Source organism: Micromonospora sp. WMMA1923, from assembly GCF_049179195.1.
Lineage (GTDB): Bacteria > Actinomycetota > Actinomycetes > Mycobacteriales > Micromonosporaceae > Micromonospora > Micromonospora yangpuensis.
This window is the reverse complement of sequence record NZ_JBMHLZ010000001.1, coordinates 2,355,585-2,373,975: the sequence shown is the minus strand read 5'-3', so window position 1 is coordinate 2,373,975 and position 18,391 is coordinate 2,355,585. Positions and strand designations below refer to the sequence as shown.

16 protein-coding genes are annotated in these 18,391 nt (G+C 72.6%); 4 read left to right on the top strand and 12 right to left on the bottom strand.

The annotated features are described in order from the left end of the window. Positions 1-349: 349 nt before the first annotated feature. From mnhG to ACN28G_RS10585, 6 genes are all read right to left on the bottom strand, one after another. Positions 350-730 carry a monovalent cation/H(+) antiporter subunit G gene (gene mnhG / locus ACN28G_RS10610; protein ID WP_091438079.1) on the bottom strand — a complete coding sequence of 127 codons (381 nt, stop codon included), beginning with the start codon at positions 728-730 and terminating at the stop codon, positions 350-352. 130 nt (positions 731-860) lie between these two features. Then, positions 861-1,127 carry a monovalent cation/H+ antiporter complex subunit F gene (locus tag ACN28G_RS10605; protein ID WP_091438076.1) on the bottom strand — a complete coding sequence of 89 codons (267 nt, stop codon included), beginning with the start codon at positions 1,125-1,127 and terminating at the stop codon, positions 861-863. Beyond that, entirely contained in the window at positions 1,124-1,870 is a 747-nt protein-coding gene (locus ACN28G_RS10600; protein ID WP_229688359.1) for a Na+/H+ antiporter subunit E, read from the bottom strand. The genes ACN28G_RS10605 and ACN28G_RS10600 overlap by 4 nt, the downstream gene beginning before the upstream one ends. Next, entirely contained in the window at positions 1,867-3,444 is a 1,578-nt protein-coding gene (locus tag ACN28G_RS10595) for a Na+/H+ antiporter subunit D (RefSeq protein ID WP_091438073.1), read from the bottom strand. The genes ACN28G_RS10600 and ACN28G_RS10595 overlap by 4 nt, the downstream gene beginning before the upstream one ends. Then, positions 3,441-3,950, bottom strand: a complete 510-nt coding sequence (locus ACN28G_RS10590) for a Na(+)/H(+) antiporter subunit C (protein ID WP_421479001.1) — start codon at positions 3,948-3,950, stop codon at positions 3,441-3,443. The genes ACN28G_RS10595 and ACN28G_RS10590 overlap by 4 nt, the downstream gene beginning before the upstream one ends. Further along, positions 3,947-6,778 (bottom strand): Na+/H+ antiporter subunit A, encoded by a 2,832-nt coding sequence (locus ACN28G_RS10585; protein WP_091438070.1) that lies wholly within the window; start codon positions 6,776-6,778, stop codon positions 3,947-3,949. The genes ACN28G_RS10590 and ACN28G_RS10585 overlap by 4 nt, the downstream gene beginning before the upstream one ends. A gap of 263 nt (positions 6,779-7,041) precedes the next feature. On the opposite strand from ACN28G_RS10585, the gene ACN28G_RS10580 reads away from it, so the two are divergent. Genes ACN28G_RS10580 through ACN28G_RS10570 form a run of 3 tightly spaced genes read left to right on the top strand, consistent with a single transcriptional unit; the run spans position 7,042 to position 10,388 of the window. Then, positions 7,042-7,953, top strand: coding sequence for a polyphosphate polymerase domain-containing protein (locus ACN28G_RS10580; RefSeq protein ID WP_139135676.1), 912 nt, complete (start codon positions 7,042-7,044; stop codon positions 7,951-7,953). A 6-nt stretch (positions 7,954-7,959) separates the two neighbouring features. Further along, entirely contained in the window at positions 7,960-8,637 is a 678-nt protein-coding gene (locus tag ACN28G_RS10575; protein ID WP_091438063.1) for a DUF4956 domain-containing protein, read from the top strand. Next, a complete protein-coding gene (locus tag ACN28G_RS10570; protein ID WP_421479000.1) occupies positions 8,637-10,388 on the top strand; it encodes a CotH kinase family protein in 1,752 nt (583 codons plus the stop codon). The genes ACN28G_RS10575 and ACN28G_RS10570 overlap by 1 nt, the downstream gene beginning before the upstream one ends. A gap of 3 nt (positions 10,389-10,391) precedes the next feature. Here ACN28G_RS10570 and hrpB read toward each other — a convergent pair whose 3' ends face one another. The 3 genes from hrpB to ACN28G_RS10555 form a co-directional block, all read right to left on the bottom strand. Next, a complete protein-coding gene (gene hrpB, locus ACN28G_RS10565; RefSeq protein ID WP_421478999.1) occupies positions 10,392-12,887 on the bottom strand; it encodes an ATP-dependent helicase HrpB in 2,496 nt (831 codons plus the stop codon). Between the two features lie 91 nt (positions 12,888-12,978). Next, positions 12,979-14,259, bottom strand: a complete 1,281-nt coding sequence (locus tag ACN28G_RS10560) for an MFS transporter (RefSeq protein ID WP_421478998.1) — start codon at positions 14,257-14,259, stop codon at positions 12,979-12,981. Between the two features lie 146 nt (positions 14,260-14,405). Next, positions 14,406-15,209, bottom strand: coding sequence for a hypothetical protein (locus tag ACN28G_RS10555; protein WP_421478997.1), 804 nt, complete (start codon positions 15,207-15,209; stop codon positions 14,406-14,408). Positions 15,210-15,555: 346 nt separating this feature from the next. On the opposite strand from ACN28G_RS10555, the gene ACN28G_RS10550 reads away from it, so the two are divergent. After that, on the top strand, positions 15,556-15,690 hold the full coding sequence (locus ACN28G_RS10550) for a hypothetical protein (RefSeq protein ID WP_421478996.1): 135 nt from the start codon (positions 15,556-15,558) through the stop codon (positions 15,688-15,690). Between the two features lie 13 nt (positions 15,691-15,703). Here ACN28G_RS10550 and ACN28G_RS10545 read toward each other — a convergent pair whose 3' ends face one another. Genes ACN28G_RS10545 through manD form a run of 3 tightly spaced genes read right to left on the bottom strand, consistent with a single transcriptional unit; the run spans position 15,704 to position 18,377 of the window. Beyond that, entirely contained in the window at positions 15,704-16,705 is a 1,002-nt protein-coding gene (locus ACN28G_RS10545; RefSeq protein WP_091438043.1) for a LacI family DNA-binding transcriptional regulator, read from the bottom strand. Between the two features lie 48 nt (positions 16,706-16,753). Next, positions 16,754-17,158, bottom strand: coding sequence for a gluconokinase (locus ACN28G_RS10540; protein WP_091438005.1), 405 nt, complete (start codon positions 17,156-17,158; stop codon positions 16,754-16,756). Continuing rightward, the gene (gene manD, locus ACN28G_RS10535) at positions 17,148-18,377 is read right to left on the bottom strand and encodes a D-mannonate dehydratase ManD (RefSeq protein ID WP_091438002.1); all 1,230 of its coding nucleotides are present in this window, start codon (positions 18,375-18,377) and stop codon (positions 17,148-17,150) included. The genes ACN28G_RS10540 and manD overlap by 11 nt, the downstream gene beginning before the upstream one ends. Positions 18,378-18,391 lie beyond the last annotated feature (14 nt).

The following is an 18,391-nucleotide window of genomic DNA, read 5'->3' as shown; positions in this document are numbered from 1 at the left end:
CGCGGAGCCGAGGAGCGCGGGATGTGCGACCGGAGAAGCGCGGGAGTGCGGGAACACACAAGGCCGGGGGCGCACCGAGCCTCCGGACCAGCCTTGATCGACTCGGTTGTGCCGAAATGGCGGTGTCCGAGGCAGTTCGATACCGCCACATCGGCACAACCGAGTCGATCAACCACCCCGTCCAGGCCCGGCACTCGCCACCCGGCACTCGCCACCCGGCACCTCACCCGGCCGCCGTCGCCGGGACGGACCGGGCAGCCGGGAGCCCGGGACGAGCCGGGGTGACGCAGTCAGCAGGCGAGGTTCCGACCGCACCCCCGCTGCGGGCAGGGGCCGTGCGGGACAACGGTCAGGAGGGGGTGGGGTCGTCCTGACGGTGCTGGGTGATCCGGTCGAGGTGACCGGCCAACTCGTCGGTGAGCAACAGGTCCGACCGGGTCTGCTCGTCCGGGTAGGCCGCCCGACCGACCATGTGGGCGGCCACCGGTGCCGTGGCGAGCTGGAACACGCCGACCAGGACGAGGGTGGTGATGTCCACTCCGCTACGCAGCCGCAGCGCACAGCCGATCAGCACCAGCAGCAGGCCGAGCACCTGCGGCTTGGCCGCCGCGTGCATCCGGGAGAACAGGTCGGGGAACCGGACCAGGGCAACTCCGGCGGCCAGGCAGAGCACCGCGCCCGCGATCAGGAAGACCGCGGCGGCGATGTCGAGGACGGCGTCGACGCTCATACCGTCACCTCGCTACGCTCGACACCGGCATGGCCCGCGGCGTCGGCGGCTCGCTCGCCCAGACCGCCACCCTGCCACGGCGAACGCCGGCACGGACCAACGGCAGCGGTGATTCGCCCGCGACGCCCGTTCATCGCTTCTCGTTCTTCCGGGGGGCGAACCGGGCCACGCTGACCGAGCCGACGAAGCCGAGAATGGCCAGTACGACCAGCACCGGCAGTGAGGTGGCGTCCTGGCTGTACGCGGCCCTCATCGCGATGCCGGCGACCATGACGGCCAGCAGCACGTCGGTGGCGACCGCCCGGTCGAGGGTGGACGGTCCACGCATCAGCCGGAACAGGGTGAGCGCACCGGCCACCGCGAGCAGGACGGTGACGATCACGGCGACCACGGTCATCTGGGGGCTCCTTCCGCATCGGCGGGGGCGGAAACATCAGCATCGGAGGAATCGGCGTCGGCGGAGTCCGCACCAGCGGGACCCGCACCGGTGCGCTCGGCACCGGCGGCGTCGACGGCGGAGGGATCCGCGGCGGACGCCGGGGCGAGGGGTGGGGGTGGCAGCGCCAGCAGACGTTGCTCCTCCGGCGAGCCGACGGCGGCGACGATCCGGGCCTCCAGCTCCAGGACGCTGCGGCGGAACCGTTCCACCTCGTCCATGTCGCGCACGTTGATGACGTGCACGTAGAGGGTGCCGGTGCTCGGGTCGACCTCGAGGATCAGGCTACCGGGCACCAGGGACAGCGCCTCGGCGGTGAGGGTGAGGTTCAGGTCCGAGTTGACCCGCAGCGGCACCGCGATGATCGCGCTCTGCGGCGTGTGCCCGATCCGGAACGCCAACCAGGCGACCTCCACGCTGGCCACCACCAGGTCCCACAGGAAGCGTAGCCAGAACCGCAGCAGCGGTACCGGTCGGATCCGGCCGGAGAACTTCACCGGCGGCAGCGGGAACACGGCCAGCACCACCAGTGCGACGACCAGGCCACCGATGATGTTGGCCCAGCTGAGCGTGCCCCAGAGCAGCACCCAGACGGCGACCAGCCCGAAGAGTGCCACCAACCGGTTACGGCGGCTGTCCCGGGGGGTCAGCGGCGGGTTCGGCTCGTCGATCTGCTCCCGCGCGGTGGTCGGTTCGGGGCTCACGGCGTACCCCCCGGGTAGACGGCTTCCACGTACGGTACGCGCCGCAGCAGGTCGTCGGCGGCGTCGGTGCTGACCTCGAAGAGCGGGCCGGCCACCACCGTCAAGGCCAGCCCGAGCACCACCAGGGCGATGGTCGGGGCGACCATCAGCCGGGGCATCATCGCCCCGGAGTACGACGACTCCGGCTCCTGGTCGGGCTCGATGGCCCCCTCGGAGCGGCTGGTGTGCACGGTGTCCTGCGGACCGGGCATGTCCGGGTGCGGTGCCCGCCAGAACGCGAGGTTCCACACCCGGGCGGTGGCGTAGAGGGTGAGCAGGCTGGTCAGCAGACCACCGGCGACCAACGCCCAGGCCAGCGGGCCGCCGTCGGCGACTCCGGCCTGGATCAGGCCGACCTTGCCGAGGAAGCCGGAGAACGGTGGGATGCCGGCCAGGTTGAGCGCGGGGACGAAGAACAGCACCCCGAGCAGCGGCGAGAGTCGGGCCAGCCCGCCCAGGCGGTCCATGGCGGTGCTGCCGCCGCGTCTCTCGACCAGCCCGGCGGCGAGGAAGAGGGTGGTCTGGATGGTGATGTGGTGGACCACGTAGAAGATCGCCGCGGAGAGCCCGATGGTGCTGGCCAGCCCCACCCCGAAGAGCATGTAGCCGATGTGACTGATCAGGGTGAAGGACAGCAACCGTTTTATGTCGGACTGGGCGACCGCGCCGAGAATGCCGACCACCATTGTCAACAGCGCCACGACCAGCAGCAGGTCGGCGGCGCGCCCACCCGGGAAGAGCAGCGTCTCGGTCCGGATGATCGCGTACACGCCGACCTTGGTCAGCAGGCCGGCGAAGACGGCGGTGACCGGTGCCGGCGCGGTGGGGTAGCTGTCCGGCAGCCAGGCCGACAGCGGGAAGACCGCGGCCTTGATGCCGAAGGCGAGCAGCAGCATGCCCTGCAGCACCAGCCGTAGGTTGTCCGGCAGTGCGTCGAGCCGGTCGACCAGTTGGGCGAGGTTCAGCGTGCCGGTCGAGGCGTAGACCAGGCCGATCGCGACCAGGAAGATCAACGACGAGAGCAGGCTGACCACGACGTACGTGGTGCCGGCCCGGATCCGGTTCTCGGTGCTGCCCAGGGTGAGCAGCACGTAGCTGGCGACCAGCAGGATCTCGAAGCCGACGTAAAGGTTGAACAGGTCGCCGGAGAGGAACGCGTTGCAGACTCCGGCGGTCAGCACCAGGTAGGTGGGGTGGTAGACCGACATCGGCGTCTCCTCGTCGCCGTCGGCCATACCCTGCCCGATCGAGTAGATCAGCACGCAGAGCGTCACCGAGGCGGAGACGACAAGCATCAGCGCGGCGAGTTGGTCGGCGACCAGCACGATGCCCAGCGGCGCGGCCCAGCCGCCGACCGCCACCACCAGCGGCCCGTTGAGCGTGGACTGGACCAGCAGCATCGCGGCCACCGCGACGGTGGCGGTGAGCACGGTGAGGCTGACCAGCCGTTGCGCCCGGGGACGGCCGGCGAGCAGGAGGGTGAGGGCCGCACCGAGCAGCGGCATCACCACCGGCAGGGGAACGAGGTAGGTCATCCGGGCCTCCGGGCGTCGCCAGTCGCCGTTGCCGTCGGGCGGTCGGTGCCGCCGGTCGACCGCCGGTCGTTGCCGTCACCGATCGGGTCGAGTACGTCCAGGTCGTCCTCGTCGCTCTCGCCGACGTCGGCGGTGCCGGGCCCCTCGTCCCGGTCGGCGAGCTCCATGATCCGGCGGTCCTCCACGTCGTCCTGCACCTCGTCGTGGCCGACCAGGTGCCAGCTGCGGTAGGCCAGCGCCAGCAGGAAGGCGGTCATGCCGAGGGTGATGACGATGGCGGTGAGCACCATCGCCTGGGGCAGCGGGTCGCTCATCTCGTCTTCCGGGGTGGTGCCCACGATCGGTGCCCCGCCGGCCTGGCCACCGGTGAGCAGCAGCAGGTTGGCACCGTTGCCGAGCAGGATGACGCCCATCAGGACCCGGGTGAGGCTGCGTTCCAGCAGCAGGGTCACGCCGGCGGCGAAGAGCACACCGACCACGAGGACGTAGGTCAGGTTCGGGGTCATACCAGCTCCTTCGTCCGTGAGTCGGCCTGCTCCGCCTCGCTCTGCCGGTCCATCTCCGCGCCCAGGCTGCGCAGGATGTCCAGCACCAGCCCGACCACGATCAGGTACACCCCGACGTCGAAGAAGACCGACGTGACGAAGTGGACCTTGCCGAGCACGGGTACGTAGAGGTCGAGCACCGCGGTCTGCAGGAACTCCCCGCCCAGCAGCAGCGCGGTCAGGCCGGTGCCCACCGCGATGAACAGGCCGGCGCCCAGCAGCGCACCGGCGTCCACCGGCGCGGCGGCGTTCAGCTCCTTGCGCCCGCCGGCGAGGTACCGCACGGCCAGCGCGAGACCGGCGACCAACCCGGCGGCGAACCCGCCACCCGGGGCGTTGTGGCCGGAGAAGAGCAGATAGACCGAGAAGAGCGCGATGGCGTGGAACAGCAGCCGGGTGACCACCTGCAGGATGATCGACCGGCGGCGCAGGTCTCCCCCGGCGCCGGTCCGCAGCCAGCGCGGCCCGGCGGACTCCGCCGCGGCCCGCGCGTGCGGGATGCCCTTGCGCTGGTCGAGTTCCCGGGTCCGGCGGAAGATCAGGCTGGCCACCCCGGTGGCGGCCACCACGAGCACGGCGATCTCACCCATGGTGTCCCAGGCCCGGATGTCGACCAGGGTCACGTTGACCACGTTCTTACCGCCGCCGTAGGAGACCGCCTCGCCGGGGAAGTCGACCGAGATGGGAATGGCCTGCCGGCTGGCCGCCGCGACGTAGGCCATGCCGGCGGTCACCGCGCCCACCGCGACGCCGATCGCGATGCGACCCCGTCGGCTGGCCCGGATCGGACGCTCGGAGAACTTCGCCGGCAGTCGGCGCAGCACCAGCACGAACATGGCGATGGTGACGGTCTCCACCAGGAACTGGGTGAGCGCCAGGTCCGGCGCGCCGTGCAGGATGAACAGCAGCGCGGTGCCGTACCCGGCGACCCCGACCAGGATCATCGCGGTCAGCCGGCGCAGCGCCCGCGCGGCGGAGATCGCCGCGACGATGATCACCGCGGCGGCGACGGCCTGCAACGGGGTGTCCCAGAGCTTGAAGTTCGTCGGCCAGGGGCTGCCGGCCAGCAGGGCACCGCCGGGCAGGACCACCAGCACGACCAGGATCACACCGAGGTAGAACGGCAGCGAACCACGTTGGGTGGCACCGGTCAGCTCCACCGCCAGGCGGTCCACCCCGCTGTTGACCCGCTGGTAGACCGAGGCGCCGTCGAAGGGCAGCCGCAGCGCGGGGTGCAGCCGGTACCGGTAGACCAGGTAGAACAGCCCGGCACCGCCGGCCACCGCCAGCACCGACAGGCCGAGGGCGAGCGTGGGCCCGTGCCAGAGCGCCAGGTGGTAGCCCTCACCCGTGCTCGGGTACTGGTCGGCGTGCGGGGCCAGCACCTGGTCGATCGCGGGCGCGAGCACCCCGGTGGCCAGGCCGGCCACCGCGAGCAACGCCGGTGGGGTCAGGAACGCCCAGTCGAGCCGGCCCGGCTCGGTCGGCGCGACGCCGGGCTTCGCGGCGAAGGCGCCCCAGAGGAACCGCAACGTGTACGCCACGGTCAGCGCCGAGCCGAGGACCAGGCCCACCAGTACGATCCGGTCGGCTCCGCTGCCGTGCAGGAAGCCTTCGAAGGCCGCCTCCTTGGCCACGAAACCCGCCATCGGCGGCAGACCGCCCATCGAGGCGGCCGCCAGCGTGGCCACCACCGCCAGGGCGGGTAGCCGACGGCCGAGGCCACTGAGCTCGCGCAGGTCGCGGGTGCCGGTGACGTGGTCGACGATCCCGACCACGAGGAAGAGGGTGGCCTTGAACAGCGCGTGGGCCAGGACCATCGCCACGCCGGCCAGCGCGGTGTCCCGGGTGCCGGCACCGAGCACCACCATCAGCAGACCGAGTTGGCTGACCGTGCCGTAGGCCAGCAGCAGCTTGAGGTCGACCTGCCGCAGTGCCGCCCAGGCGCCGAGGAACATGGTGATCAGGCCGCCGACCAGCAGCATCGTGCGCCACGAGGCGACTCCGGCGACCGCCGGTCCCATCAGGGCGACCAGGAAGACCCCGGCCTTGACCATGGCGGCGGCGTGCAGGTAGGCGCTGACCGGGGTGGGCGCGGCCATCGCCCCCGGCAACCAGAAGCTGAACGGGAAGATGGCCGACTTGCTGAGCGCGCCGAGCAGCACCAGAACCAGGGCGACGGCGAGGTAGCCGCCGTCGGGGAGGTTCTGGGCGACCTCGGACCACCGGTAGGTGCCGGCGTGCTGGCCGAGCATGATGAACCCGGCGAGCATCGCCAGACCGCCGAGGGTGGTGACCAGCAGCGCCTGCATGGCGGCCCGGCGAGCGGAGCGCTTGGCCGGGTCGTACCCGATCAGCAGATAGGAGAAGACGGTGGTCAACTCCCAGAAGACGTAGAGCAGCAGCAGGTCGTCGGAGACCACCAGGCCGAGCATCGCTCCACCGAAGGCGACGAAGACCGCGGCGAAGCGTCCCAGCCCCGGGTCGCCGGCGGAGAAGTACCGGGCGCTGTAGGCCAGCACCAGCGCGCCGACGCCGCCGACGAGCAGCACCATCAGCCAGCTCAGGGTGCCCATCCGCAGGGCGATCTCCAGACCGAGCTGCGGCACCCAGGGCACCGTCTCGACCACCGGGTCCCCGCCGCGGACCTGGGCGGTGTGGGTCAACGCCCACCCCAGGGTCACGGCCGGGGGCAATGCCACCAGGTACAGCGCCCGCGGTCCCCACCTGCGCACCAGCGCCGGGGCGACCACGGCTGCGAGCGCATGGACCGCCACCAGGACCAGCACACAACCTCCCCAGAGATCAACAGACGGTCCACCTACCCTACCGGGGTACCCGGGTAACTGCACAGCTCGTGACCCTGCTCATCGGCGAAGTGGGGACACATGTCACAAGATCGTCTGGTCACCGGACCCTCGCCGGCACCGGCCGGAGGTCGACGTCCACCCACGGCTCACCCCGTATTCATAAGTTGTCCACATCCGGCACACAGACAACACGGATTGGCTTGTCGCCTGACCTCGTCCACCTCCGAGATCGGCGCGACACCATGCCCCTTCCGCTTCGCCCACCTCCCGTACCGGTCGCCGCTGCGGACCGACCACCGCGGTCGTCCGGTGGCCCCCCGACGGCCGGCACCGACCGGGCCGGCCACGCCCTGCGCGCGCCGAGCCGGTTGCACTCCTTCAACCGGTACGAGATCAAGTACCTGGTGCCCAGCGTCGACGTGCCGGCGTTGCGCGAGGTGCTGGCCGGCCGGATGGACGGCGACCAGCACGGTGGCACCGGCGGGTACGGGGTCTGGAGCCTCTACTACGACACCCCGCAGCTGCGCTTCTACTGGGAGAAGATCGAGGGGCTGAAGTTCCGTCGCAAACTGCGGGTACGGCACTACGGCGACCGCTTCGGCATCACCGACGACAGCACCGTCTATGTCGAGATCAAGCAGCGGGTCAACCGGGTCACCCAGAAACGACGGGTGGCCCTGCCCTACCGGCTGGCCCGGGAGCTCTGCGACGGCCGCCGGATGATCGAGCACGACGAGTCCCAGCGCGGCTTCGTCTCCGAGGTGCTCGAGCTGGTGAGCGGGCTGGACCTGCGACCGGTCGCGATGACCGGCTACCAGCGGGAGGCGTTCGTCGGCCGCGACGCCGACGTGGGCCTGCGGGTCACCCTGGACCACCGGGTCCGGGGCCGGGACCGGGACTTCCACCTGGGCGCCGACGCCGAGAACCGGCTGATCGTGCCGGCCACCCGCGCGGTCGTGGAGATCAAGGCCAACGAGCGGGTGCCGTACTGGCTGACCGACCTCGCCGCCCGGTCGAACATGTCGGTGGTCCGGATGTCCAAGTACTGCCAGAGCGTGGAGGCCTTCGGCCGCGCCCCCCGTTCGGTCTTCCACGTCGTCGACGACGACCCCGCCGCCGGCCTGTCGCCGAGCCCTATCCGAAACGAGGCCTGATCCACCGTGGACTTCACCTTCCAGGACCTGTCCGGCACCTTCAGCATGGCCGACATCGCCGTCGCGTTGTCGCTCTCCTTCCTGCTCAGCACGATGATCGGATACATCTACCGGTTCACCCACCGCAACGTGTCGTACAGCCAGTCCTACGTGCAGACGCTGGTCATCCTCGGCATGCTCATCGCCCTGATCATGCTGGTGGTCGGCTCGAACATCGCCCGGGCGTTCGCCCTGGTCGGCGCGTTGTCGGTGGTGCGCTTCCGCAACGCGATCAAGGAAACCCGCGACGTCGGCTTCATCTTCCTGGTGATGGGCGTCGGCATGGCCTGCGGCACCCGCTTCTACAGCCTGGCCATCGTCGCCGCGGTCGCGATCAGCCTGATCATCCTGGTGATGTACCGGTTCAACTGGTTCGCCAGCAACGTGCAGCGCCAGGTCGTCAAGGTCCAGGTGCCCCCGGACGGCAACCACACCGAGGCGATCAAGGACGTGCTGATCCGCTTCACCAGCGAGTTCGAGCTGGTCAGCATGGAGACGATCCGGGGCGGGGCGCTCACCGAGATCATGTACACGGTACGGCTGAAGAAGGGCCACGAGCCGGGTGAGCTGATCTCGGCGCTGAGTGAGCGTACCTCCGGCCAGCGGGTCACCGTCCTGACCGGCTACGACCAGACGGACCTGTGATGGGCGCAGCCGTTGCCCCGCCCCGTCGTCGGCTGCGGCACCGGATTCCGGTCCGGCTGCGCCACTACTGGAAACTGCTGGCCGGCTGCGTCGCGTTCCTCGCCGTCGTGGCGGTGGTGTTCAGCACGGTGCGGGTGCAGCCCTACGTGACCAGCAGCAGCGACGGCGAGGGTGACGTGGTGACCCAGAACATCGCGGGCACCCGGGACCTGTTCGATGCGACCGTCGCCCACGAGATCACGGTGACCTTCCGGGACGCCGACTACCAGCGGATGCTGGACACCTTCCACCAGGAGGGCGAGAAGGACTACGTCGAGGCCGACGTGACCATCGACGGCACCACGATCTCCAGCGTGGGCGTACGGCTCAAGGGCAACTCCACCCTGCGTGGCCTGACCCGCGACGGCGAGTCGATCGGCCGCTCCGGTGACCGCCCCGGCGGTGCGGCCGACGGCGGCCCTCCCGGCGACGGCGCAGCCGAAGGTCGCGCCCGCGGCGGTCGCGCGCCCGAAGGCGGTGCTGCAGAAGGCGGTCGCGCGCCCGAAGGCGGCGCTGCAGAAGGCGGTCGCGCGCCCGAAGGCGGCGCCCCCCAGGGCGACACGACCGAGGACAACGGCGGGTGGGGCAACCGGGCCGGAGGTGGTTTCACCATGACCAGCCTGAAGGCCGAGGAGCCGGAGACGCTGCCGTGGCTGATCCGGTTCGACGAGTTCGTCGAGGGCCTCCGCTACCAGGGGCACCGGGAGATCGCGGTACGGGTCGGCGGGATGGGCGGTGGATCCACCGTGCTCAACGAGGCGGTCACCCTCGACCTGTTGGCCGACCTCGGCGAGATCGCCCCCCGGTACGCGTACTCCAGTTTCGTGGTCAACGACCGGCCGGCGACGGCCCGGCTGGTGATCCAGAACCCGGACGGTGCCTTCGCCGAGGACATCGACGGCTCGGGGGTGCTGTACAAGTCGCTGGCCACCGGGCAGTTCACCGACCAGGGCGACGATCCGATCGACTACCAGGACGACTTCAAGCAGGTCACCAAGCTGGGCAGCCAGGACCTGCAACCCGTCATCGACCTGATCAGGTGGGTCGACAACAGCAGCGACGAGGAGTTCGACGCGGGGTTGGCCGACCGGATCGACGTGGAGTCCTTCGCCCGGTACGTGGCGCTGCAGAACCTGCTGCTCAACTTCGACGACATGTCGGGCCCGGGTCGCAACTACTACCTCTGGTACGACCTGTCGGCCAGGAAGTTCACGGTGGTCGGCTGGGACTACAACCTGACCTTCAGCGGTAACGCCGACCAGGGCCCGCACGAGCAGGGCAGCATGCGGAACATGTTCCGCGGCGGCGCGGCACCCGACGGCGGACAGGTACCCGGCGGGATGCCGGACGGCGGACAGGTACCCGGCGGGATGCCGGAGCTGCCCGAGGGGATGCAGCCGCCCGGCGGAGGCGCGGATGCCGAGGACGGCCGGGCCCCTGGTGGGGGCTTCGGCGGAGGGCACAAGCTCAAGGAGCGGTTCCTGGCCAGTGACGCGTTCACCGAGGTCTACGAGTCGGCCTACCGGGAGCTGTACCAGCAGATCTACGCCGACGGGGCGGCGTCGACCGCCCTGGACGAGCTGACCCGGGTGTTGACCGGTGTGGACAGCTCGGACGCCGCGTCGGTCGACACGGACTCGACGCGGCTGCGGACACTGATCCAGCAGCGCACGTCGAGCCTGGCCACCGACGAGGTGATCACGAAGGGCTGAGGGTCAACGGGCCCGGCGCGCCGTACCCCGGGTGGGGGTGGCGGTGGCCGGGTCCGGCGGCCACGGATGACGCGGGTACCGGCCCCGCAGCTCCGCACGGACCTGCGGATACCCGGTACGCCAGAACGACGGCAGGTCGCCGGTGACCGCCGCCGGGCGGCCGGCGGGCGAGAGCAGGTGCAGCAGCACCGGTACCCGCCCGTCGGCCAGCCGGGGTGTCTCGGCCCAGCCGAACGCCTCCTGCACCTTGACCGCGAGCACCGGGGCCCGCGGGTCGGTGTAGTCGACCCGGATCCGCGAGCCGCTGGGCACCTCGATGCGCTCCGGGGCGAGCTCGTCGAAGCGGGCGGCGGCCGGCCACGGCAGCAGCCGGCGCAGCGCGGTGACCAGGTCGACCCGGGCCAGGTCGGCCCGGCGCCGGGCCCGGGCCAGCTCCGGGGCCAGCCAATCGTCGGCGGCGGCCAGCAGCGCCCCGTCGGAGACGTCCGGCCATCCCCCGCCCAGCGCCGCGTGACAGAAGGCGAGCCGGTCGCGCAGCGCGACCGCCTCCCGCGACCAGGTCAGCAGGCTCAGCCCCACCTCGCGCAGCCCGTCGAGCAGGGCCGCCCGCCGGGCCTGCGGGTCGACCTCGGCCAACGGCCGTTCGACCAGGGTGATCGCGCCGAGGCGGACGATCCGGCGGGCCACCACGTCGCCGTCGGCCCAGGCCACCTCGGCGGTCTCGGTGAGCAGCCCCGCACCGGCCTGGCGGGCGGTCGCCTCGTCCAGCGGCGCGGCCGAGCGGATCCGCGCGGCCGTCGCGCCCGGTGCCCGGTCGGCGACGGCGACGGCCAGCCACGCCGCCCCGGTCAACCGGGTGCCGGGCGTCAGGTCCGCGGCGGTTCCCCCGGCCATCAGGTACGCGGTGCCGTCGGCGTGGCGCAGCCTGGCCAGCCGTTCCGGGTACGCCAGCCCGACCACCAGCGCGGCGGCGAGGTCGTCCGGGACCGGCGTACCCGGATGGTCCCCGGCGTTGCGGGTCAACCGGCGCACCTCCTGCCGCCACGCGTGGGGTGCCTCGGCGCGGTGCCGCCGCCAGGCGGCGACCAGGTCGTCGCCGGCCCCACCGGTGCCCTCCTCGGTCAGCAGCGCGACCAGCTCGGCGGCCCGGGCGGTGCCGACCAGGGCGGCACCGTCGAGCAGCGCCCGGGCCAGGCGGGGATGGGTGCCGGCCTCGGCGATCGCCCGCCCCCGCGCGGTGACCCGACCGGTCGCGTCGAGCGCGCCGACGGCGCGCAGGGCGGCCTGGGCGACCCGCAGCGCGCCGGCCGGCGGCGGGTCCGGCAGGGCCAACCCGGTCCCGTCCGGATGCCCCCACCGGGCCAGGTCCAGGGCGAACCCGGTCAGGTCGGCGGCGGCGATCTCCGGCTCGGGCTGCGCGGGCAGCCGCTCGTGCTGGGCCGGCGACCAGCACCGGTAGACCCGGCCGGGTCCCTGGCGGGCGGCGCGGCCGGCCCGCTGGGTCGCCGAGGCGCGGGACACCGCGACGGTGACCAGGGTGCCCAGGCCCCGGGCGTGGTCGGTGCGGGGCACCCGGCTGAGTCCGGCGTCGACCACCGCGCGTACGCCGGGGACGGTCAGGCTGCTCTCGGCGATCGAGGTGGCGAGCACGACCCGCCGTCGGGGCCCGGGCCGCAGCGCGGCGTCCTGGGTGGCCCCCGTCTGCCGGCCGTGCAGGGTGACCACGTCGGCGTCGACGTCGGTCAGCCGGGCGGCCACCGTGCCCAGCTCGCGGGCACCGGGCAGGAACACCAGCACGTCACCCGGGCCGTCGGCCAACGCCCGGCGGGCGGTGGCCGCCACGTGGTCCAGCAGCCGGGGATCGACCCGCGCACCACGCGGCGGGTCGACCGGTCCGGCCGGTGGGCACCAGTGCACCTGCAGCGGGTACGTCGCGGCGTGCGCCTCGACGACCGGGGCGTCGAGGATCTGGGCCAGTCGGGTGGCCTCGGCGGTCGCCGAGGTGGCCAGCAGTCGCAGGTCCGGTCGGAGGGTGGCCCGTACCTCGGTGGTGAAGGCGAGCGCCAGGTCGGAGTCGAGGTGCCGCTCGTGGCACTCGTCGAGCACCACCGCGTCGATGCCGGCCAGCTCCGGATCGCGGTGCAGCCGCTGCACCAGCACGCCGGTGGTGACCACCTCCACCCGCGTCGCCGGGCCGACCCGACGGTCCCCGCGCACCGTGTAGCCGATCCGCTCGCCGACCCGTTCACCGAGCAGCGCCGCCATCCGTCGGGCGGCCGCCCGGGCCGCCACCCGCCGGGGCTCGGCGACCACCACCCGCCCACTGCCGGCGTCGGCCAGCGCGAGCGGTACCAGGGTGGTCTTGCCGGTGCCCGGCGGCGCGACCAGCACCGCCGCGCCGACATCGGCCAGAGCCTCGGTGAGGGCCGGCAGCACCTCCCGGACCGGCAGGTCGGCGATCAGTTCAGCAGCGGGCAACACCCCGCCAGTCTCACCCATCCGCCCCCGTCCCCGCTCGACGGGCGTCGTCCCGGACGGTCGAGGGCGGGCAGCTTCCGGGAAAGAGTGGCCACGTCCGCACCGGACACCACTATTTCCCGGAAGCTGCACCCCCGGCGGCCCCGATCGGGCGAGGCGAGGGGGTGGGGGCCCGTAGGGCGGTGAGGGCGAGGGCGGTGAGGGTGGCGGCGCAGCCGTAGAGGGCCGTCGAGGTGCCGACGGCGTCGGCGAGCCAGCCGAGCAGGTTGTGGGTCACCAGCAGCGGTACGCCCTGCGCCAGGACCAGCACCGCCTGGACCCGGGCCAGGTGGGTGCCGGGGGTCGAACCGAGGATCAGCGGCGCGAGTACGGTGGTGACCCCGCCGGTGCCGAGGCCGACCAAAGCCGCGGCCGGTACCGCCCAGGACACGGTCGGAGCCGACGCCAGCGCGCCCACGCCGACGGCGGCGAGCAACAGCCCTGCTCCGGCGGTACGCCCCGGACTGGACCAGGCACCCCGCACCGCCACCGTCGCGGCGACGACCGCCACGCCGAGCGCGACCACCCCGACCACCGAGCCGGCGGACCGGGCCGACCAGGCATTGTCCCGGGCGAGCAGGGGCACCAACAGCCCGGAGACCGGCAGCAGGACCGCAGCGGTGGCCATGACCAGCAGCAACGCGGTCCGCAGCACCGGGTCCCGAGCGGCGACCCACATCCCGTCAATCACCGCACTCCGCAGCCGGGGCCGATCCGGCAGGGTCTGCCCGGTGGGGTGGCGGGGACGCAGCAGCGCCAGGACGAACAGCAGTACCGCGAACGTGCCCGCGGTGGCCAGGGCCGCCGCCACCAGCCCGGCGGCTGCCACCAACAGCCCGCCCAGCGGTGGGCCGGCGAAGACCGCCAGCTGACCGGCTACCTGCCGGGCCGACAACGCCCGGGCCAACGCCGCCGGGGACACCAGCAGCCGGGGGAGCGCACCCGAGGCAGGCAGCCCGAAGGCGTCCACCGCGCCGATGGCGAGGGCGGCGACCAGCAAGAACACCGCCGGATCGGGCACCGACCAGGCGCCGACGGCCAACGCCAGGGTCACCCCGACCATCATCGCGTCGGCGACGATCAGGACCCGCCAGGGCCCCACCCGGTCAGCCACCGCCCCGCCGACCAGCAGGAGCAGCACCCGGGGCAGGTTGATCGCGGTCAACACCAGGCCGGCGAAGAGACCACCCCGACCGCTCGCCGCCCAGGCCATCGCGAAGGCCAGGATCTGGGTGCCGAGGACGGAGAGTTGGGTCCCGCCCAACCACACCCAGTACGCCCGGGGTGGCACCGCCGATCCGCGGGGGTCCGCCGGTGGGGCTGCGGCCACCGCCGGCTGGTCGGAAGTCGCCACGGTCGGTCCCCCGGTTGTCGTACGGCCTCGTGCTCGGCCGTACTCTCCGGTCTCGACCGGGTCGAGGGTCAACCGTCCGGTCCCGGTGCGGTGGTCGGGCCGGCGCTGCGGTCGCGCACCCGTCGTGGCATCCGGCCGACCAGGGGTCAGGCGAAGCGTTCGATGGTGACCGGGATCAGGCCCTGCCGGCGCATCGCGGTGGTCAGCTGCCGCAGCATCGGCCGGAGCGCGTCGTCGTGCGGTCCGGCGAGGTCGCTGGTCAGGTCGACGCACCAGGCCGAGACGGTGCCGATCCGGCGCAGCTCCCAGCGGAACGCGTCGTCGCCTACCCGTAGCTCGGCGGTGCCGATGACCCGGGCCAGCGGGTCGGCGAGGTCACCGGTGACGGTCAGCGGCCAGCGGGTGCGCAGGTCGGCCAGCCCCGGCGGGGTCAGGTCGTTGGCGAACAGGATCCGGTGCACCCGGGTGTCGTGGAAGCCGGCGGTCACCTCCCCGCCCAGCCGCAGGGGCACGGCGGTGCGCAGCGGCGTGCCGTCGCGGAAGTAGCCCCGCAGCGTCCGCTCGTCGGGTAGGTCGGCGCCACCGAAGAGACGTAGCACGGCGGCGGCCTCGTCCCGGTCGACCGGCACCACCCGGGCCCGCACGGTCGGATCGGAGCGGACGGCCCGGCTGAACGCCGCCGCGCGCCACCAGCGGCGCTCCCCCGCCGTCCAGCCGGCGCTGTCCAGCCGGACCGCACAGTGCTCCCGGTCGAGGACGAACTCCTCGACCAGGATCCCGTCCGGGGCCCCGACGCCGCCGTCGCGTCGGGCCGACCGACCGTCACCGGCGGGTCGGACCAGGTAGTAGTCCAGGGAGCCGTCCCCGGCCGGCCGCGTCGACACCGGGCCCGGCGGGAACCCGGCCGCCCGGTCGATACCGCCGTCGGGCCCCACCAACCACGTTGTCACATCGGACATTCTGGACCAGGTTCGGCCCGGTCGGCCCGCGACACGACCGGAGCGCCCCGGGCGGATCGGGTGCGCCGAGGGTACGCCCGACCGGTGGCACCGGGCTGACAGGATTCCGGCATGGACACTCTGCGTGCCGTATCCGTCCGCTCCCGGTCACCACGTCGACCATGGGCCACCGGTGCGGACCGGTCGGCCGGCCAGGTGACGGTCGAGGTGGCGCTTGCCGAGTTCACCGCCCTGCGCAACGAGATCGACAACCTGGCCGGCGCGCATCGTACGACGATGCACCTGCACGTCACGGCGGTGGTGGCGATCGTGGGGGTGGTGCTGGGCAACCGCGCCGGTGGGTCTGGTCGCCACCTGGTCCCTGCTCGACTCGGCCTGGCAGGTGGCCGCCTGGGTCGCCGGGGCCGCGTTGTCGGTGCTGCAGGTCGCGACGTGGTTCAGCCAGACCCGCGGTTGGGTCTGCTGGACGTGAGCCGGCGGGCCGGTCAGCGGGCGGGACCGGCCACGCTGTCCCGGGTGACCAGGGTGGGCGCGATGGTGTGCCGTTCCCGCGTCGGCATCCCGGACTCGATCTGGCTCAGCAGCAGGCCCAGGCTGGCCCGGGCGACCGCGTCGAAGTCCGGCCGGACGGTGGTCAGCGGGGGGATGAAGTAGGCCGCCTCCGGCACGTCGTCGAAGCCGACCACGCTGACCTCGGCCGGCACCCGGCGACCGCGCTCGCTCAACGCCCGTAACACCCCGAGGGCGAGGTGGTCGTTGGCCGCGAAGACGGCCGTGGCCTCGGGCATCCTGGCCAGCATCTGCCCGGCGCGGTAGCCCGAGGCCGCGGACCAGTCGGCGGACAGCAGCGGCGGCTCCTCCGCGCCGGCCGCACGCAGCGCCGAGCGCCAGCCGGCGACCCGACCGGCGCTGTCGAACCAGTCGGCCGGCCCGGAGACGTGCCACACGGTCCGGTGGCCGTGCTCCAGCAGGTGCCGGGTGGCCATCGCCGCCCCGGCGACCTGGTCGACGGTGACCAGCGCGGCCTGCCGGTTCAGGTCCCCGTCGACGGTCACCGCCGGCACCTGGTCGGGCAGGTGGTCCAGGGCCTCGTTGGCCGAGGCCACCGGCGCAATCACCACGATGCCGGCGACCCGGTGGTCGAGGTGCCGTTCCACCGCGGCGAGGATCGACCGGCGGTCCAGGGTGCTGACGCTGCCGACGCTCACCGCGAAACCGGCCTGGGCCGCCGCCTGCTCGAAGGCCGCCAGCAGCGACGCGGGACCGTACAGGGTGCTGTTCTGCGCGACCACGCCGATCAACTGCGAGCGGCCGGTGACCAGGGTGCGCGCGGCCCGGTTGGGTCGGTACCCGAGTTCGGCGATGGCCGCCCGCACCCGCAGCCTGGTCGCCTCCCGGACGTTCGGGTGGTCGTTGAGCACCCGGGAGACGGTCTGGTGGGAGACGCCTGCGAGGCGGGCGACATCCGTCATGGCAGGCTCGCGCATACCGGCATTATCCACCGCTGATCAGGCACGACCGATCAGGCACGGCGGTCACCGGCGAGCCGGGGTCGGCGACGGCGGCGGTCCGGCCGACCGGCCCGACGTCGGCAGACCGAGTTGCGCGACCGCCGCGTCGACCAGGGTCTCGGTGGACGACTCCAGGTCCAGGATGATGCCCTGCTCGTCGGGGAGGAGCGGCTCCAGGGTGGCGGTCTGCGAGTCGAGCAGGCTGGGCGGCATGTAGTGACCCTCCCGCACCGACAGCCGGGCGCGGATGATCTCGGTCGGTCCGGCCAGGTGCACGAAGTCCACCGCCGGTGGCCCCTGCCGCAGCACGTCGGCCTCGGCGAAGGTCAGCCCGGTCGCCGCGGCGAGACCGACGGCGACCGTCGTCTTGCCCGCGCCGGAGACCCCCATCACCACCACGTGCCGGGTCGCCGGTACCTCACCAGTCATGGACGGTGCCGTCCTTGAGCCGGTTGTACGGCAGGTACGCCGGCTGGTACGGGAACCGGGCGGCGGCCTCCTCATCCAGCTCGACGCCGATGCCGGGCTGGTCACCCGGGTGCAGGTAACCGTCGGCGAAGGTGAACGACTGGCGGAACACCTCGTTGGTCAGCTCGCCGTGGCGCATGTACTCCTGGATGCCGAAGTTGTGGATGGCCAGGTCCAGGTGCAGGGCGGCGGCCATGCCCACCGGCGAGATGTCGGTCGGTCCGTGGATGCCCGACTTGATCTGGTACTGGGCGGCGAAGTCCAGCAGCTTGCGCATCGCGGTGATGCCACCGGTGTGGGTGACGGCCGAGCGCACGTAGTCGATCAGCTGCTCCCGGATCAGCGTCTGGTAGTCCCACACGGTGTTGAAGATCTCGCCGATGGCCAGCGGCGTGGTGGTGTGCTGGCGGACCAGCCGCAGCGCCTCCTGGTTCTCCGCCGGGGTGCAGTCCTCCAGCCAGAACAGGTCGTACGGCTCCAGCGACTTGCCGAGCCTGGCGGCCTGGATCGGGGTCATCCGGTGGTGGCCGTCGTGCAGCAGCGGCAGCTCCGGGCCGAACTCGGCGCGTACCGCCTCGAAGACGCCGGGCAGGTGCCGCAGGTACGCCCGGGTGTCCCAGTCCTCCTCGGCCGGCAGCGGGATGCGCTGGGCCGGCTCGTAGTCGTACCGCTTGCCGCCGCTGCTGGGCTGGGCGGCGACGCCGTACACGGCGTTGATGCCGGGCACCGAGGTCTGCACCCGGATCGACCGGAAGCCCTCGTCGAGGTGGGCGCGGATCGAGTCGAACAGCTCCGGCAGGTCCCGGCCCGAGGCGTGCCCGTAGGCCATGATGCCGGTCCGGGACGCCCCGCCGAGCAGCTGGTAGAGCGGCATGCCGGCGGCCTTGGCCTTGATGTCCCAGAGGGCCACGTCGACGGCGGCGATGGCGGCCATCGTGACCGGGCCGCGCCGCCAGTACGCCGAGCGGTAGAGGAACTGCCAGGCGTCCTCGATGTTGTGCGCGTCCCGCCCGACCAGCAGCGGGGCGACGTGGTCGCGCAGGTACGAGGCGACGGAGAGCTCGCGTCCGTTGAGGGTGCCGTCGCCCAGACCGGTGAGGCCGTCCTCAGTGGTGATCTTGAGGGTGACGAAGTTGCGGTCCGGGCTGGAGACGATGACGTCTGCGGCGACGATCTTCACGAGGGGTGCCTTTC

What these genes read in the sequence shown, in the direction of transcription:
- ACN28G_RS10540 (WP_091438005.1), bottom strand. Translation starts at nt 17,158, where the DNA reads ATGACTGGTGAGGTACCGGCGACCCGGCACGTGGTGGTGATGGGGGTC.
- mnhG (WP_091438079.1), bottom strand. Translation starts at nt 730, where the DNA reads ATGAGCGTCGACGCCGTCCTCGACATCGCCGCCGCGGTCTTCCTGATC.
- hrpB (WP_421478999.1), bottom strand. Translation starts at nt 12,887, where the DNA reads ATGGGTGAGACTGGCGGGGTGTTGCCCGCTGCTGAACTGATCGCCGAC.
- ACN28G_RS10590 (WP_421479001.1), bottom strand. Translation starts at nt 3,950, where the DNA reads ATGACCCCGAACCTGACCTACGTCCTCGTGGTCGGTGTGCTCTTCGCC.
- ACN28G_RS10605 (WP_091438076.1), bottom strand. Translation starts at nt 1,127, where the DNA reads ATGACCGTGGTCGCCGTGATCGTCACCGTCCTGCTCGCGGTGGCCGGT.
- ACN28G_RS10595 (WP_091438073.1), bottom strand. Translation starts at nt 3,444, where the DNA reads ATGACCTACCTCGTTCCCCTGCCGGTGGTGATGCCGCTGCTCGGTGCG.
- ACN28G_RS10580 (WP_139135676.1), top strand. Translation starts at nt 7,042, where the DNA reads ATGCCCCTTCCGCTTCGCCCACCTCCCGTACCGGTCGCCGCTGCGGAC.
- ACN28G_RS10545 (WP_091438043.1), bottom strand. Translation starts at nt 16,705, where the DNA reads ATGCGCGAGCCTGCCATGACGGATGTCGCCCGCCTCGCAGGCGTCTCC.
- ACN28G_RS10570 (WP_421479000.1), top strand. Translation starts at nt 8,637, where the DNA reads ATGGGCGCAGCCGTTGCCCCGCCCCGTCGTCGGCTGCGGCACCGGATT.